The sequence below is a fragment of the Paenibacillus sp. P36 genome, from assembly GCF_045866505.1.
Taxonomy (GTDB): domain Bacteria; phylum Bacillota; class Bacilli; order Paenibacillales; family NBRC-103111; genus Paenibacillus_E; species Paenibacillus_E chondroitinus.
On record NZ_AP038372.1, the window covers coordinates 5,762,046 to 5,777,711 of the forward strand.

14 protein-coding genes and 1 riboswitch are annotated in these 15,666 nt (G+C 46.9%); of the genes, 3 read left to right on the forward strand and 11 right to left on the reverse strand.

The window, feature by feature from the left end; all coding sequences use genetic code 11:
- Positions 1-234: 234 nt before the first annotated feature.
- The 4 genes from ACKTT9_RS26030 to ACKTT9_RS26045 all read right to left on the reverse strand — a co-directional run bounded on the left by ACKTT9_RS26030 (position 235) and on the right by ACKTT9_RS26045 (position 4,724).
- The gene (locus ACKTT9_RS26030) at positions 235-1,833 is read right to left on the reverse strand and encodes a diguanylate cyclase (RefSeq protein WP_407868174.1); all 1,599 of its coding nucleotides are present in this window, start codon (positions 1,831-1,833) and stop codon (positions 235-237) included.
- 119 nt (positions 1,834-1,952) lie between these two features.
- Positions 1,953-3,191, reverse strand: coding sequence for a TolB family protein (locus tag ACKTT9_RS26035; protein ID WP_407868175.1), 1,239 nt, complete (start codon positions 3,189-3,191; stop codon positions 1,953-1,955).
- 132 nt (positions 3,192-3,323) lie between these two features.
- Entirely contained in the window at positions 3,324-3,779 is a 456-nt protein-coding gene (locus ACKTT9_RS26040) for a CBO0543 family protein (RefSeq protein ID WP_407868176.1), read from the reverse strand.
- 93 nt (positions 3,780-3,872) lie between these two features.
- Positions 3,873-4,724 (reverse strand): bifunctional 5,10-methylenetetrahydrofolate dehydrogenase/5,10-methenyltetrahydrofolate cyclohydrolase, encoded by an 852-nt coding sequence (locus ACKTT9_RS26045; protein WP_407868177.1) that lies wholly within the window; start codon positions 4,722-4,724, stop codon positions 3,873-3,875.
- Positions 4,725-4,780: 56 nt separating this feature from the next.
- Positions 4,781-4,859, reverse strand: a riboswitch (ZMP/ZTP riboswitch).
- 116 nt (positions 4,860-4,975) lie between these two features.
- Here ACKTT9_RS26045 and ACKTT9_RS26050 point away from each other — a divergent pair.
- Positions 4,976-5,392 carry a GNAT family N-acetyltransferase gene (locus ACKTT9_RS26050; protein ID WP_407868178.1) on the forward strand — a complete coding sequence of 139 codons (417 nt, stop codon included), beginning with the start codon at positions 4,976-4,978 and terminating at the stop codon, positions 5,390-5,392.
- 141 nt (positions 5,393-5,533) lie between these two features.
- Here the strand turns inward: ACKTT9_RS26050 and ACKTT9_RS26055 are convergent, their stop codons facing one another.
- Both ACKTT9_RS26055 and ACKTT9_RS26060 read right to left on the reverse strand, forming a co-directional pair.
- Positions 5,534-5,989 (reverse strand): GNAT family N-acetyltransferase, encoded by a 456-nt coding sequence (locus ACKTT9_RS26055; protein ID WP_407873114.1) that lies wholly within the window; start codon positions 5,987-5,989, stop codon positions 5,534-5,536.
- Between the two features lie 775 nt (positions 5,990-6,764).
- Entirely contained in the window at positions 6,765-6,962 is a 198-nt protein-coding gene (locus ACKTT9_RS26060) for a hypothetical protein (protein WP_407868179.1), read from the reverse strand.
- A gap of 289 nt (positions 6,963-7,251) precedes the next feature.
- Between ACKTT9_RS26060 and ACKTT9_RS26065 the strand changes: the two genes are divergently transcribed.
- Entirely contained in the window at positions 7,252-7,461 is a 210-nt protein-coding gene (locus ACKTT9_RS26065) for a hypothetical protein (RefSeq protein WP_407868180.1), read from the forward strand.
- A gap of 139 nt (positions 7,462-7,600) precedes the next feature.
- Here the strand turns inward: ACKTT9_RS26065 and ACKTT9_RS26070 are convergent, their stop codons facing one another.
- The 5 genes from ACKTT9_RS26070 to ACKTT9_RS26090 all read right to left on the reverse strand — a co-directional run bounded on the left by ACKTT9_RS26070 (position 7,601) and on the right by ACKTT9_RS26090 (position 14,255).
- Positions 7,601-8,434, reverse strand: a complete 834-nt coding sequence (locus ACKTT9_RS26070) for a nucleotidyltransferase domain-containing protein (protein ID WP_407868181.1) — start codon at positions 8,432-8,434, stop codon at positions 7,601-7,603.
- Between the two features lie 22 nt (positions 8,435-8,456).
- Positions 8,457-11,072 carry a GH116 family glycosyl-hydrolase gene (locus ACKTT9_RS26075; protein ID WP_407868182.1) on the reverse strand — a complete coding sequence of 872 codons (2,616 nt, stop codon included), beginning with the start codon at positions 11,070-11,072 and terminating at the stop codon, positions 8,457-8,459.
- Positions 11,073-11,123: 51 nt separating this feature from the next.
- Positions 11,124-12,002 carry a carbohydrate ABC transporter permease gene (locus ACKTT9_RS26080; RefSeq protein ID WP_407868183.1) on the reverse strand — a complete coding sequence of 293 codons (879 nt, stop codon included), beginning with the start codon at positions 12,000-12,002 and terminating at the stop codon, positions 11,124-11,126.
- A gap of 17 nt (positions 12,003-12,019) precedes the next feature.
- A complete protein-coding gene (locus ACKTT9_RS26085; RefSeq protein WP_407868184.1) occupies positions 12,020-12,913 on the reverse strand; it encodes a carbohydrate ABC transporter permease in 894 nt (297 codons plus the stop codon).
- Between the two features lie 73 nt (positions 12,914-12,986).
- The gene (locus ACKTT9_RS26090; RefSeq protein ID WP_407868185.1) at positions 12,987-14,255 is read right to left on the reverse strand and encodes an ABC transporter substrate-binding protein; all 1,269 of its coding nucleotides are present in this window, start codon (positions 14,253-14,255) and stop codon (positions 12,987-12,989) included.
- 393 nt (positions 14,256-14,648) lie between these two features.
- On the opposite strand from ACKTT9_RS26090, the gene ACKTT9_RS26095 reads away from it, so the two are divergent.
- A complete protein-coding gene (locus ACKTT9_RS26095; RefSeq protein ID WP_181646056.1) occupies positions 14,649-15,650 on the forward strand; it encodes a LacI family DNA-binding transcriptional regulator in 1,002 nt (333 codons plus the stop codon).
- Positions 15,651-15,666 lie beyond the last annotated feature (16 nt).

Consider the following 15,666-nt stretch of genomic DNA (forward strand, 5'->3'; position numbering starts at 1 on the left):
GTAAAAATGAATGACGAATTTTCACATACACTCGTATTCATTTAGTCCTTTTTACGCAAAATCGAAGGGATAGAACGCTTGCATTGGTCAATTTTTCTCATGTTAATTTTGCATATGCAGGATAATTTGCATGCTCATTTGTGACTTTTTATTGAACATATAAAGTTTATGTAAACTATTTCAAAAACAAAAAGGCTGCCCAGAAGGTAATTTACCTTGTGAGACAGCCTCTGTTTATTTCGTATGACTTACTCCGTTACTCGCTACAGAAATGGCATTCTTCCCGCTCCTCTTCACCTCATACATGGCCTCGTCCGCCTTTTGCAGCAACCCTGTAAGATCCGAAGCATGGTCGGCGAATAGACTCACTCCAGCGCTAAAAGAAACGGGAATCGACTTCTGATGGATGCGAAAAGGATTGGCAGAAAGCGGGGATAAGCGAGAATGTGCTTCCTCGTACACTTGCATGTGGGCCGAATCGAAAGGCATCAACAGGACAAATTCGTCCCCGCCGATTCTTCCCGCTAGATCTCCTGGCCTTGCATGCAGTTCCAACAAATCCGCGATATGCTTTAAATAGTCATCGCCAATCAAGTGCCCATGCGTATCGTTCACGGTTTTGAAATTATCCAAGTCTATTAGAATGAGTGCGAACGGCTCGCCCACAGCTATTTTAAGGTTCGCATGCTCCTGCACGGCAGCCCGATTCAAAAGACCCGTGAGGGGATCATGGTAAGCCAAATGGCGATACTTCCTTTCCGACTCAACCAGCTGGCGTTCCGTAGCTTTCAGGGAGGTGATGTCCGTCATATTCAGGATGACCATCCCTTCCTCCGCCCCTTCGATATTCTCCATGCTGACAATCATATCCAACTGCGCCTGATCTTGAATGTTCAGTTTCATTTCCCACTGCCTATTCTTGGTTTCATTCATCTGAAACTCGTTCCACCGCTCTTTGAAACTCGTATCATCGTAAAAAGATAGACTTGAGATCACATCAATGCGCTCCATGTCTTCCGTAAGTAAGCCAAACAAACTCTTCGCGCGCGGATTCATCTCTTTGACAATCCCCGCTAGATCCAGAAGGAAGATTGCGGTCGGAGCGGATTGGAACAAAGTGTGAAACAGATCGCGGTAACTGGGCAAAAAGTCGTATTTCGTAATGAGCCTTCTAAGCGACACCACCCACAGAAGAGTTCCGGAAAAATAAAGAGCAATAGAGACTGAACTCGTAATAACTGCTAGAGACAGAAGGAAAGTCACAATAAGTATCCAGGCAAATAGCGATAGTAATCCCGCTAAAAGCCTTATGAGCATCTTTTTACGCTTCACAAGTTGGGTAGTCAACCAGGCAATTAACAAAATACCTACGGATAATAAAATATAACTTCCTACAAAAAAAACCGCTAAACCAAGCATAAGCGGACTTAAAGGACTAGGTCCATCTACCCTTGGCTGATAGAGATGTTGAGGACCAAAAATCAGCAGCATCAACGCCAAAGAAAGCAGTGGAGTCACATATATCCATAAGACAAATTGTCTTATTGTCGAACTCGTCTTACCCGCAACAAGCACACTAAGATGCACAAGGTTGCTAATCGTTAATAGCAGCATAGGAGCATTCCAAAAAAGCACAATCAAACTCTCATACTTCGGAAAAAGCGCTGTCTTGATATATTCACCTAGAAAATAAAAGAGTAATGAAAGCATAAGCAGCGAGGCCACGCGGTTCACCAGATTTTGTTTATTCCGGGCATACATTGAAATAGCCATATAAAAAAACATATAGGACGGTAATAAAATCGTCAGAAAATCAAGCGATATTTCGTTCATCTGGAAGTCCTTTTCTTGGAGATTAACCATATCATTTATCGTTTAATGTTATTCCAAATCTTATAAAAATACAACAACCCGAACGCTGGAAAAGCGAACGGGCAGCATGTAAATTGACGCTATCGATGAGGGTCATACCAAGCTAAAACGGCGCTCCAGTTACTCCATCCATAATAAGGAACGCCTACATCCAACTGGGAAATCCAGATCTCCGCTTTGCTTCCATCCGGATTCGAGCTCCATACTTCCGCATGGTTTCCGTCTGAGCGGATCCAGGTTAGTCTATTACTCTTCCTTAACATGTACGGACCGAAGTCTCCGTTTTTTTCCGGAGGATGTGTGAGCTGCTTCTGCTCTTTATTTGAAAGGCTCAGCTGATATAAAGCGGGAAGCGGCCATACAGCATCCTCTTTGGATTCCTTCGACCTAGAAACAATGATCATGCGATCGTTTTCCCATGTAAAATCACGATCCGCATATCCTTGAGGCGTATAAGAAGCCGGCTTCAGAGCGGGCAAATCCTTGAGCTTCAAATGCTTATTCTGCACCGCAACTCGGCCTTCCCCTGCAATATAGGCGAGCCTTGCCTTCGTAGGCGACCAAGCAAACCATTGCGGGTAGTGAAGCATGTTATCCAATTGCTGGAACTGTTCGCCATCCGAAGACAACACGCATAACGCATTGCCGTCCGCCGACAAAGATGCCGTTGGATGCGCGGTAAAAGAGATCCACTTTTTATCACTGGACCATTTGAATAAGCTTGTGCCAACAGCGAAAAAGCCAGGTGACTCCGTAGGAAGCGTATAAAAATGCTTACTCTTGTTGGGATCCATTTTGGCGTCGGCCGGAACCATATACAATTCCACATTCGTCCAACCGGATGGCCGCAGCTGAGCAGGTGAAGATACCAGAAATCCACTGCCATCAGGTACCCATGAGTAGTTATCCACACCCAGAGTTACATTCTTAAAGGGTTCCACTTTATCGCGGCCAATCTTTGCGGTATTCAGAACGCCATCTATTTTAAAAGCAAGATCATTCCGATTGGGAGACCACTGAAAATTGTCGCCGCCTGGATAGACGCGGTTATGTTTTTTCGCCTCCAAGCTGTACACCCATATCTCATGCTGCTGTTCGCCAAGAGCAAGTGAGTAGGCAATGAACTTTCCATCTGCCGACCATTTGGGCTCGCTTACCTTTTGATGTAGCGTAACTTGCAGCTCCTTATCGTCTTTTTTGACCCATAGATCGCCGCCGCGCACAAACCCAGCTTGTATAGATTGCCTTGGTTCAGCATATCCGACATTAGCGCATAAGACTGATATCACCAGGCTAATGAACAACATTTTAATTTTCATCGGTTGCCCCCTTTTCAAATCGTTCAGAAATATTTTTAGCAGGTTGATCCAAATTATTCCTCATGGGAAAACAACAAAAAAACGCTTAACAACTCCCTCTGGCCGCTGGCCCGAAGAGCAATTAAACGTTTTTCATTTCCAATAACCGTATCTTACCAAAAGCCTGTAATACAAATAGACTAGGCTATATGCAAGTAGATAAGATACAAAGGTCCAACCAATATTCCAATGATTGCTGTATTCTACTTTTCCAAAAATAAACGCCAAATATTCCAACGCAGTCGTAGCCAAGCAAAAACAGCCTATTTTCAAAAGCGTATGCCGATTATTTTTTCGAATCCAATAAATCAAATAACCGGCCATAACGGGATAAAGCCCAATATCAAGCGGCAGTGCAGAAAGCGTCTCATCATTCTCAATCAAGGGGGTGAAATCCCAAAATTCCAAATAGTACCCTGTATCGTTGATTAAGCCAGATATAACGACAGTAATCGGAAAAATTAATAACACAATAGTTCGAGACTTTCGATACAAATAAATGCCAAACACCCAGGGGATTACAAAGCCTGCAATAATGTTAAATAACATGATTTCACCTCTTTACTCTAGATCCACTAGTATGACCAGTTGTTGGTGAAAATATGATGTTTACAAAACTTGCAGGCTCGGGGCGCATTACGCTTATCGCTTGATTGCTATGTTTTCAGCCGCATCGACCGTATGTTTGAGCAAAGTTGCAATGGTCACTGGACCAACCCCGGCAGGAACCGGTGTAATAGCCGAAGCCACCTCACAACAAGCCTCATAATCAACATCACCAACGTTTCCAGGATTGTAACCTGCATCTAAGACAATTGCGCCTGGTTTTAGCCAATCGCCTTGAACAAATCGAGGTTTACCCACAGCAGCTACAACAATATCTCCCAAACGCACGATATCGGCCAAATTCGTTGTTTTCGAGTGGCAGGTCGTAACGGTTGCGTTCTTATTTAGCAGCATCATAGAGACAGGCTTGCCGAGAATTGGACTTCTTCCAATAACAACCGCATGTTTGCCTTCGACCGGAATTTCATAATAGTCTAAAATGGCCATAATCGCCGCCGGCGTACAGGATGGGAACTCGGCAAATCCAAAAGCATTTTGAGCAAATCCCAACGTCGTGACGCCATCGACATCTTTATCGATATGAATCGCCTCAAAAGCTGCCCTTTCATCGATATGCTTCGGGACCGGGTGCTGCAACAAGATCCCATGCACGCTGTTGTCATCATTAAGCTTGTGAATGGCTGCAATTAACTCCTCTGTAGTCGTGTGTTCAGGAAGAACAACACGAATAGATTGAATCCCCAGTCGCTTGCATGCGTTTCCTTTCATCCGTACGTAAGTCGCTGAAGCAGGATCGTCGCCGACCAACACGGTCGCTAAACAAGGAACGATGCCTTGATCGGACAAGTTTTTGATTCTGTTGTTCAGTGATGCCTTCATGGCGTCTGCGACCCGGTTACCATCCAAGATTAATGTTTCTGCTGACATTTCAATCATCCCTTTTGAGTAAATTTGAAACGCAAAGAGGTAAGGGGATCTCCCCTTACCTCTGCCCAGGCGTACGGCTGATTATCTATGTGCTCCCTCATGGTTCCCCATGTTCCGCCAGTCACACACAGTTACTTGTATGAAAACATAATAACAACTATAGCGATAGTTTTCAATGCTCTCTTCCAATTTGCCTGCAAGAATAGGATAATCAAATGGAGTTAAACCATGATTCAAAGGAGAAGCGATTGATGTCCATTATTCGGGAAATGACCATTGAGGATTATGATCAAGCCTTTATACTCTGGAGTCAAATTGAGGGTCTTGTCTTAAGTGAGGCGGATTCTAAACCTAATATCGCGAGCTATCTGCAGCGAAATCAAGGATTTTGTTTTGTTTGCGAAGCGGACCAGCAGGTCGTTGGAACTATTCTGGCTGGGCACGATGGTAGAAGAGGGTTTATCTATCATCTAGCAGTAAATCCGGAATATCGCAAACAACGGATTGGGCATCGGCTTGTAGAAGCGAGTCTTGCTCAGCTAAGAGAAATAGGCATTGAGAAATGTCACATTTTTGTCCTCGAAAATAATGAATTGGGCCATTCTTTCTGGACGGCTGCAGGTTGGGAAAAAAGAAGCGGATTTTTCGTGTATTCGAAAACGCCTTAAAGCGCGGAACAAGGATAAACGACTTCGTCGTCCTTTCAGGGACGAGCGTAGATGCGAGGCAAAGTATAAAACTTATACTTTCATATTTACTAAAAAAGGCTGTCCAGACCTGTTTAATCTATGGTCCAGCAGCCTTTTTTTCTATAATTTCAACGTCATAAATGAGCTGAGAGGGTCTTCGGTGTAATCCGCAAACGGCTCGCAATACTCAAAACCCGATTTCTCATACAGTTTTCTTGCCGGCTCAAAGGCTTCGAAGGAGCCAGTTTCCAGGCTTAACCGCTGATAACCACGTCGCTTGGCTTCCCCGATGATGTGCTCAAGAAGCTGTTTCGCAACCCCTTTTCTAAGATGTGCAGAAGAAGTTCGCATGGATTTTATCTCACCGTGTCCGGGTTCAAGTTCTTTCATTGCGCCGCAGCCTGCTAATTGTCCTTGGTCCCATGCACTCCAGAACGTAACTTCCGGTTTTTTGAGCCCATCAATATTCAGGGCATGCATGCTTTCCGGTGGTGAAAGCTCTGACATTCCTTTCAGATGCTCCAGAATTAATGCCCTTACCTCAGGACCCGTTAAGTCATCAACCTTAATATCCAACACAGCCATAGTGAATCTCTCCTTATCATTACTCTCTATTTCTAAATTATATTTTACATGAATTTGCCTAAGGTCAAAACCTTTTTATAAAGGAAATTTTAAGAGAATACCTAACTGATTAAACACCGAAACCTAACCGACTAAACACCGGCTGGCTTGATGTTAGACACGTCGCACCATCCCATCACACTACTCACCTGATCAGCCAACTTTCACTCACCTGCCAAAGACAAATTATACTGGAGCGGCTGGCGGAGCCTGCCCGGGGACCAGGGCCTGAAGCCGAGGTTGAAGCTCGGCCTCGGGGAACTACAGGGCGCTATTTCTGCAAAATAGCCCCTTTTACGCACCGGAGGGGAACTACGGTCCCTTATTTCAACGGATTGGGCTGAAAGTCAGCCGAAAAACGTTGAAATAAAGCCCTGTAGTTCCCCAAAAATTTGAAACAGACCGATAGGGCAGAAATAGCGCCCTCAGGTTCCGCTATGTGATGTATGACGTGCAGCGACAATCCACAAAGAAGCCGCAAGCTACGGTAGATGGAAAAACTACCGTTAATCTTCCCTGCTCAAGAACAAGAAACGAAATAACGGTAGAAGCTCCAGCTAAATCATCGGTAGGAGACGAGAATTGGTTATACTTGGCATAATTAACGCCAATAAATCCAGCTAATTAGGAGAAAAGTGGAATAATCGCAGCAAATAGCAGGAGGAATTGGCGTTAAGCAGTAGTAATCTGCCTCATCCTCGAAGTTGCTCGGTTGGTTCCGCCGGGCCTAGCCCGCTCCGCTACTTAGCAATCGCCTATACCTCACCGGCAAGCTCCGCAAAAGAAGAGCAATCGCCCTCGTTAAATCCACGCGATCGGCCGTCAGGCAAGCAAATCCCTCCTGGATCCGCTTCTCGAAATCAGCAGGTAGCTGCTGCAAATTGGCTGCACTGGGTTGCAGCTTCACCTCCACCCCGATGAACACATTAAAGCCATCTCCCCGTTGTATTTTTTACAACATACAGACGCTTTTTACGCTGCAATCTCATCTTCATTGCACAAAATACAATCATTTGAACCCGAAATGACAAAAAAGTGCCCATTTCATGCGAAATGGTTGTATAAACTACAACATAGACGAATAAAAAGCCAGATAAACTCCCATTTGGTTGTAAAAACTGCAATATAGTGCAGTGTGGCACCAAGGAGTAGTTCCCCAAGAATTTGAAATGGAACAATAGGGCAGAAATAACGCCCTCAGGTTCCTCTATGTGATGCAAATAGTCAGTGTGATGGGCAGCCTCTTCACTTTGACCGAAAATGCTGTCATTGCTTCGAGCGGACAATCCACTAAGAAGCCGCAAGCTACGGTAGATGGAAAAACTACCGTTAATCTTCCCTGCTCAAGAGCAAGGAACGAAATAACGGTAGAAGCTCCACCTAAATCATCGGTAGGAGATGAGAATTGGTTATACTTGGCATAATTAACACCAATAAATCCAGCTACTTAGGAAAAAAGTGGAATAATCGCAGCAACTAGCAGGAGGAATCGGCGTTAAGCAGTAGTAATCTGCCTCATCCTCGAAGTTGCTCGGTTGGTTCTGCCGGGCCTGGCCCGCTCCGCTACGTAGCAATCACCTGTACCTCACCGACAAGCGCCGCAAAAGAAGCAATCGCCCTCGTTAAATCCGCGCGATCGGCCGTCAGGCAAGCGAATCCCTCCTGGATCCGCTTCTCGAAATCAGCAGGTGCTGCTGCAAATTGGCTGCACTGGGCGACGGCTCCTTTTTCGTTCAGCAAATACTGCCCATTGCGCGCGTACAATACTTGAACGAGGCAGCTTACCGTTCGAAACAGATGCCCCGCTGCGTAAGAAACATCGTTACGCCCCAAAGCCTTTTTAGCGTTAGCGATGGAAAAATCCGCTTCCCACATAAATTTCGCGAGGGTCGCTTGCCGCAGCGCTTCTGGAAACGGCCAAGTCTTGGCCTTCATCTCAGCGACGAGACCCTCCGGATCCCAGAGCGGCCGGCAGCGCGCGACTTCTCCCATGTAGATCGATGTGCAGAAGCCATGCGGATGGCCCGGCTGATAATGAATATCGATCCGGCCGTGCCGGCAATCCTCGATGATGCCTGACACTTTCGCGGCATCCCGATACAGCACATCCAAGGGAAAGCCGCCGCTGCTAAGCCAGCCGCCGCCATTGATCCACGGTCCCCAACCGCCGATTGGCGTGATAAGACCGCTGCGGTGCTGATCATCCAATGACTCCGCAGCTTTCTCCAAAGCAGCAATGTCAATCGGCTGCTCAGGTCGATAGTAAACGCCGATGTCAATATCCGACTCCGGTGTTTCGGTGCCGCAGGCACGTGAACCGCCTAACACGATAGCAGCGATTCCTTCTACTTTTTGCAGCTGCTCTACAGCCGACTGAATAACTTGATTAGCTTCCATAGACGAATCACCTACCTTGATACTAAAACTTTACGATAAGAGTAGATAACGGATCAAGAGTGATCTTTTCATTAAATGATACTTTCCCTTCCGCATGGTCTACGGCTACTTCGTTCCCTCCAAGCAAGACGCTCTGAATGTCGCGCCCCTTCAGCAATTCGCTGCCGAAGCTGGATAACGTCAGTGTCCCCATTTTAACCTCCAGCTCCAGCTGTCCATCCGTGCTTCGGAACTCACCCCATCCGTCATTCAAGCTCCAGAAACTGCTGAACTCATCTACCTGCCATTTTGGACTGAAGCCAATATGTCCTTCGACCATATCATACTCGAATCCGCTTAGCGCCAGCAGTAAACCGAAAGAAGCCATAGAGCGAGCATAATTGCTGCCGCATTCGAATTCATTCCACGGATTGCGGCGTTCCCCGTCATACCGGTCGCGAATCGCCTTCACCACACGCAGCCCTTCCGTTACATATCCTTCATAGATCATATGGCAAGCAGCTTGATATTCAAAGCCATTCATGCACTCTTCCGCGTAAGGAACTGGCACAATCGGAGAGTTCGCATCAGGCCATGAGCAGATGACGAGCCCCGCCTCGTCGTTTAACCCATAAATGCGGCAAGCATTCGGGTGGTCGCCTAATTGTTCAATAAAGTTGTTCTCATAGATGGAATGGACCGCACGTTTTACTTTCTCCGAATCCAGCACGTACCCTAAGCCAACCAGATGAGCAAACCACTGTCCGAGCACCTGATCAATGCCGCAGCCCTCACCGATTTGATATTTATGCTCCCCTGCCTCTTCATTCCAGTACACCTCTTCTGCACCATACTTTTCAAGCACAGAACGGTCTTTAAGATCAACCATTTGATGAAAATAACGCCCATTGAACAAATGCTCGTTCGTCCATGCCGATCCTTTGAGCCTGATTGCATCGTACTCCGCCGCTGTCTCTGGCTCTCCCAGCGCATTCGCCATCTCGGCTGCAGCTTTCAAAGCCGCCAAGTACATACTTGTCAGCCAGGAATTCGGGCCGAACAGCTCCATATCGAGCGTATGGTGCTGCCGCCCTTCCATCACGCCGTCCTTGTCGGCATCCCACTTATCCTCGTTGGTCGGCTCCCAGGCAAACTCTAACGCTTTGCGAATGTTAGGCCACAGAGAGCGCAGCCACGCTGTATCCCCGGACACTTTCCATTCGCGATAGGACTTAATGATGCCGCCCATTTGACCATCGGCAGCAGCTCTGAACTTGTTATCTCGTGTTGTCCGCTCGGCAGGCAGCATGAGGCGGAACGCCATTTTCCCATTTTCAAATTGGGCATACGTATAATCGATCTTCCGCATCGAACGCGCCAGAGCCGGGAACAGGAAAGCTGTTGCTTGCTCGTAATTCCATACGTGGGTGCAAGAGCCTTCGCACGAGCCTTCGTTCGTATGGACGCCTTCAAACCCGTACAGAGTCCCATCGGTTAAACGCAGTACAGTAGGCGATTTTAAAATAGAAATATTGCTGCTAATGGCATCAACGACCGTATCAGGCAGCGTAGACCCAAACAACGTATCCTTAAACAGTCGCGACTCCGCATAGAGCCGATCGTAGTTCGTCATGACGTATTTAGCCGTAGCAGTCGAATCCTCGAATAGCGTCGAATAATAATTTTTCCATGAAGGCAGTTGATCGCCGCCCGGGTTCCAGAAGTTTACATAATTCGGAAAACTCCATGTAAGGATGAAGCGAAACGTAGCTTTACCGCCCGGCGGTACTGTACGATGCCCGCTCAGCAAGCCGACATCCTGGTGCTTTTCATGCACTCTTCTCGGATCTAATTCACTTGATGTTTCATAATTTCGCTCCTGAAAGCGGCCTGGTCGGCGGAAATCTTTCCAGAACACGGTCAAGTTATCGAACCAGCTCCCACGGAACCAATAGGACTGATAACTGACGTCATCATGATCGACAAGCAGCGTCAAATCGCCGAAATCCGCCTCATCCTCCTTATACTGAACAGAAGACATCCGAATTGCTCTTCTGCCATCTACTTCCGTTGCTTCGTTTATGGCTCCTTTGCGAAGAGGGTTCGTCAAGTTGCCTACCACGCTGAGATCTAATTCATCCGTAGAGCGGTTCGTCACTTCATATTCGAAAATGGCACACGGGATCGACGAATCCCGATCGTTCAGCGGGATGAACGGATTGAAAGCCGTCAACTTGACATGGATGGGATCATCGTGATCATCGAATGTCATTTCCGCAAACGGAAATTCTCCACGAAACGACGTGTTTTTAAAATGCGGGAATCCCGACATATTCTCCCGTCTAGGACCGTAGCCGTAGCCCTCGAACTTCCCTTTTCCTTCGCCGGTATAAGGGGTCTGCAAATCCCCGTTCAACACTTTGGTCAGGATCACCTCGCCTTGACGCTCGGCTTTTACAGCAAAAAAGGAAAATCCGTTAAAGCTCAGCTTATTCGGACGATTGAAAATCTCCCAATCGATCAGCCGGCCATTCCCGGCTAGACCAATGCTGCCCGTCCCAATCCCACCAAGCGGAAACGAGATTTGATTCGTTTTGGCACCTGTATATTCAAAATTTTTCTCCATACCAAATTGCGCATTTGACTGATTCGTACTCATAGAACGGCCTCCTCAAACTCCTCATGATATAAAATTGTTCGTTGTGCTCACTTACATTTTAAGTCCACCCGCAGTGATGCCATCCAGCAAGTATTTTTGTCCGAATATGTAAAAAAGCAGTGGCACGATGAGCGACAATGTCACTCCTGCTAGAATGGCGGAAAGGTTCCCGGTTCCAAACGCTCCGGTTAATGCGGTCATCCCGATCGGCAGCGTCATTTTCTCAAATGAATTCAGGAAAATAAGCGGCCGGAAAAAATCGTTCCAATGTCCGATAAAGCTAATAACCGAAGTGACGGCCACTGCTGGATAAGACATCGGGAGAATGACCTTCAGAAACACCCAAATCCGGCTGGCTCCGTCCATATAGGCGGCTTCATCATACGCGCTGGAGATCGACATCATCGTCTGCCGAATCATGAAAATGCCGAACGGATTAATGAGTCCCGGCAAAATAAGCGCCAGATGCGTGTCAACAAGACCCAGCTTCGACATCAGAATAAACTGCGGGATGATCGTTACTTGCCCTGGAATCATAAGCCCGGATAGAAATATGAGAAACAGCGCGTTGCGTCCCGGAAAAGCGATGCGGGAAAAAGCAAAAGCCGCCATGCTGGAGATAAAAATATGTCCCAACACGATGATTAAGCAAATTTTTAAACTGTTGCTAATAAAATCGAAAAACGGTACCTTCGCAAACACCTCGGCGTAATTGCCAATATGCCACGCTGTCGGAAAGATGGCAGGCGGCAGCGAAAACGAATCCTTTGGCAGCCGCAGCGAGGTGGAGAAGATCCAAAGGAACGGGGTCAGCATTAGAAAGGATAAGAGCAGCAGCACGCCGTCCAGCAGAATGCGTCCCGGCCCTAACCCCCGCATGGCGCCCATTTTAGTCCCGGTTCCTGCTGCCTGAAGATTGGAAGCCTCCACTTGTATCAACTCCTCTTTTAATCCCTGTCATAGTTGACCCATTTCTTGCTAATCGAAAATTGAAAGACCGTCACACATAAGATGATTAAGAACAAGCTGAGCGAGAGTGTAGAGGCATACCCCATCTCATGATGCTGGAACGCCACTTCATAAATATACATATTCACGGAACGCGAAGCGTCTCCTGGTCCACCTGACGTAATAAGGTACGGCTCATCAAAAATTTGGGTCGCTCCAATCAGCGTCGTCACCAAAACAAAGAAAATCGTTGGCGACAGCATGGGCAGCGTGATCGAAAAAAAACGCTGTGTCTTATTCGCTCCGTCAATTTCGGCGGCTTCATACAGAGCAGCAGGTATGCTTTGTAGCCCGATTAAGTAATACAGGAACGCATTACCGATAAATTTCCAGAAGCTATAGATCGCTACAGCCACATAAACCCACTGCGGGGACTGCATCCAGGCAATGGGACTGACACCAAATTTGCCTAACAAGAAATTCAGTATGCCGAAATCCTTGCTGAAAATGAACTGCCAAGCGACCGCAACCGCCGCCGAAGTCGCGAGTACGGGGAAATAAAAAATCGTACGGTACAAATATTTCCACCCTTTGCCGATATTTCGATTGACCGCCAAAGCAATCAATAAACCGAGAATCGCATGCATAGGGGTTAAAATCAAGACATATTTGAGCGTATTTCCATACGTCAGCCATAAACGATCATCCGCGAACAAATGCTTGATATTGTCAAAACCGATCCATTTGGCCGGCGTGATCACGTTGTATTTGGTAAAGCTTAAATATAGAGTCGCTACAACCGGTTCGCCAATGAAGAGTACAAAAAATAGCAACGCTGGCGCCAGAAATAACAAGCCGACAACAGTATTAGACATCTTGCGATAGGTTCCCACGCTAGACTCCTCCCATGAACCGTGGAGCCGGGCGATCCCTCCGGATCGCCGACGGACTGCCAACGATTCGGCGTCATTTTTTCAGGATAGCGTCGATTTCTTGTTTGGCCTTTTTCATGGCTGTCGCCGCATCGGATTGATTAGACAGGATCTCCGATACGTGACGGTCGAATACACCTTGAATTTCGCCATATTGCATAGGCGCTTCTACCGCTTTGGCGACATCGGCGCTTTCTGCGTATACTTTCCAGTTTTGAGCCGGTGTTTTTGGCAGCACTTCGTTCATGACGGATATGCGTGTCGGAATTGAAGTATTGGAAAGCGTCGTTTTCTGTGAGTAGACACCGCTCAAGAAAGCTGAAAGCTTGTAGGCGGCTTCCGGATATTTGGTGGATTTAAGAACAGGGAACGCTCCGGAACCAAAAATCACTTTGTTCGTCTTGAACGTCGGCAAGAACTGCACATCGATATTCGTAAACTTATTTTTGTCATACGTTCCGAATGGCCATTTGCCAGCAGATATCATCGCTACCTGACCATTCATGAGCATCTGAATTTGATCATCCTTCGGTCCTGGAACCGGGGCCACTTTATATTTGTAAATGAGGTCCTGGAAAAACTGCATCATTTCGATGGCGTTCGGATCGTCTAATTTACTGGTTGTCATGTCATCATTCAGTACGCTAGCGTTATTGTTAAACAACCACGCAGAGGCGCCAAAATAATAATTCGGAATCGCAAATCCGTATTGTTTTTTGCCGTCTTTTTCCGTAGTCATCTTCTGCGCGTACTGGAGAAAATCGTCCTTCGTCCAGCTTTTATTCGGCATAGACAAGCCAGCTTGCTTGAGCATATCCGTATTAAAATGCATCACGACATTGTTCCAGTCCCAAACAAAACCGTACGTTTTTTTGTCGATGACAAAAGGCGACTGAAGCTTCGGATGCAAATCATTGTAGTTGTCCAGTGCAGCCGGATCGGCTTTCATGTAGGTATCCAACGGGAGAAGCAAATCCTGCTTCGCAAACATTTGAATGCCTTCGATGGCAACGCGAATGACGTCAGGGGATTTACCGCCGGCGATCAACGTCTGAATTTTATTGAAATAGTCCGCCCAACCGCTGCTGACGACTTCCACCCTTTTGACCGTGATATCCGGGTTTTGCTTATTGAATTCGGCCAAAATATTCGTTAACTGCTCATCAGAGGCTTCATTTTTACTCCACACTAGCGTTAATTCCGCTTTGCTTGATTTCGATGAAGCTGGTGTTGAATTGGAGCTGCATGCGACAAGTGACCACCCGAGTGCAAAAATTAATACGAAGACCCAAACCTTTTTCATACAGGACACCATCCTTAAAAGAATGTGACGCCGCTCTCCCGTATTGGCATATTCGGTGCGGCTGATGCCTTTCTACGTTGCGATTCATGGTCCATGTTCACACCCGTGCACGTGAACGGGAAAGACTAAAAAAATTTGCAACAAAGCAACTGTGCCATCCGGGGCGTCCCCCGCTTCGGCTAATCCTGCATCGGAGCTCCACTCACCTGCATCGTGCACGTGAACGAACTCATCTTAACAAATAAGTTTCATTTTGTAAACGCTTTAAATAAAATTCGTTCCTAGTGCCTATATGCATGCCCCCCCCTTTACGTTCACGAGCACGGATCTTGACCTGCACGCCGAGATAAGCTACGATTAGACCACTAGAGCCTTTCACGGAGGTCCATGCCTATGAACGTTACCAGCAAACAAATCGCCGAATTGTGCGGCGTTACCCGAGGGACCGTAGATCGCGCATTAAACAACCGTCCCGGCATTCATCCGGACACACGCGATAAGATCATGCGCGTCGCTGAAGAGCTTGGCTACCGACCGCATTTCTTGGCTCAGAGCCTTGTCAAAGGACATACAAAAACTCTCGGTATCGTGTTATTCGACATCCATAACCAAATTTTCTCCCAGCTCTTCCATGCCTTCGAGGCTGAAGCTCGGAAACGAGGCTATATCGTCTATTTGGTGCTTTCCAATCGCGACAAGGAGCTCGAAATGGAATATATCAACAATTTGTTGGATCGTCGTGTCGACGGCATTGCCCTGCTGCCGGCAAATGACAACAAAAAGTTCGAGTCTTTTCTCCTTCGTTCACGCACACCGATTGTAACATTCGGCAACCGGCTTACCAATCCGTTTCCTTACATTTGGATTAACGATAAACAGGCGATCTGTGACTCTGTTGCCTTTCTTGCCGAACAGGGATACCGCCATCTCATTTATTTAAGCCCTCCCTTGATGCGCAAAGGTAAAGAAAATATTTATGTGCCCGAACAGCGATATCAAGGTTTCGTGCAAGCCTGTGCGGAAATTCCGGATATGCGGTTTAACGTTATCGCACAGAAGCAATATTTGACCGAATTAGAATCACTCTTGGATACAATCGACAGCAAATGCGCCATCCTCTGCTCCAGTGATGTGTACGCATTGGAGGTATTGAAATGGCTGAAAGCGCGTAAAATCCGCGTGCCCGACCAAGTCGGACTCATGGGGTTCGATAATATTGAGTTTCTAAAATATATCAATCCCTCCCTCACAACGGTGGACTATAATGTGAACGAAATCGGTACGAAGCTCGCAGATTTATTAATTCGCCGCATTAACGATGAGGAAGTGCCGGCCGAGACATTGATTGACCATCATGTGCTGCAGGGTGAGTCCGTATCGTTGTCTCTTGATTAGTTGGTTGGTGAAATAA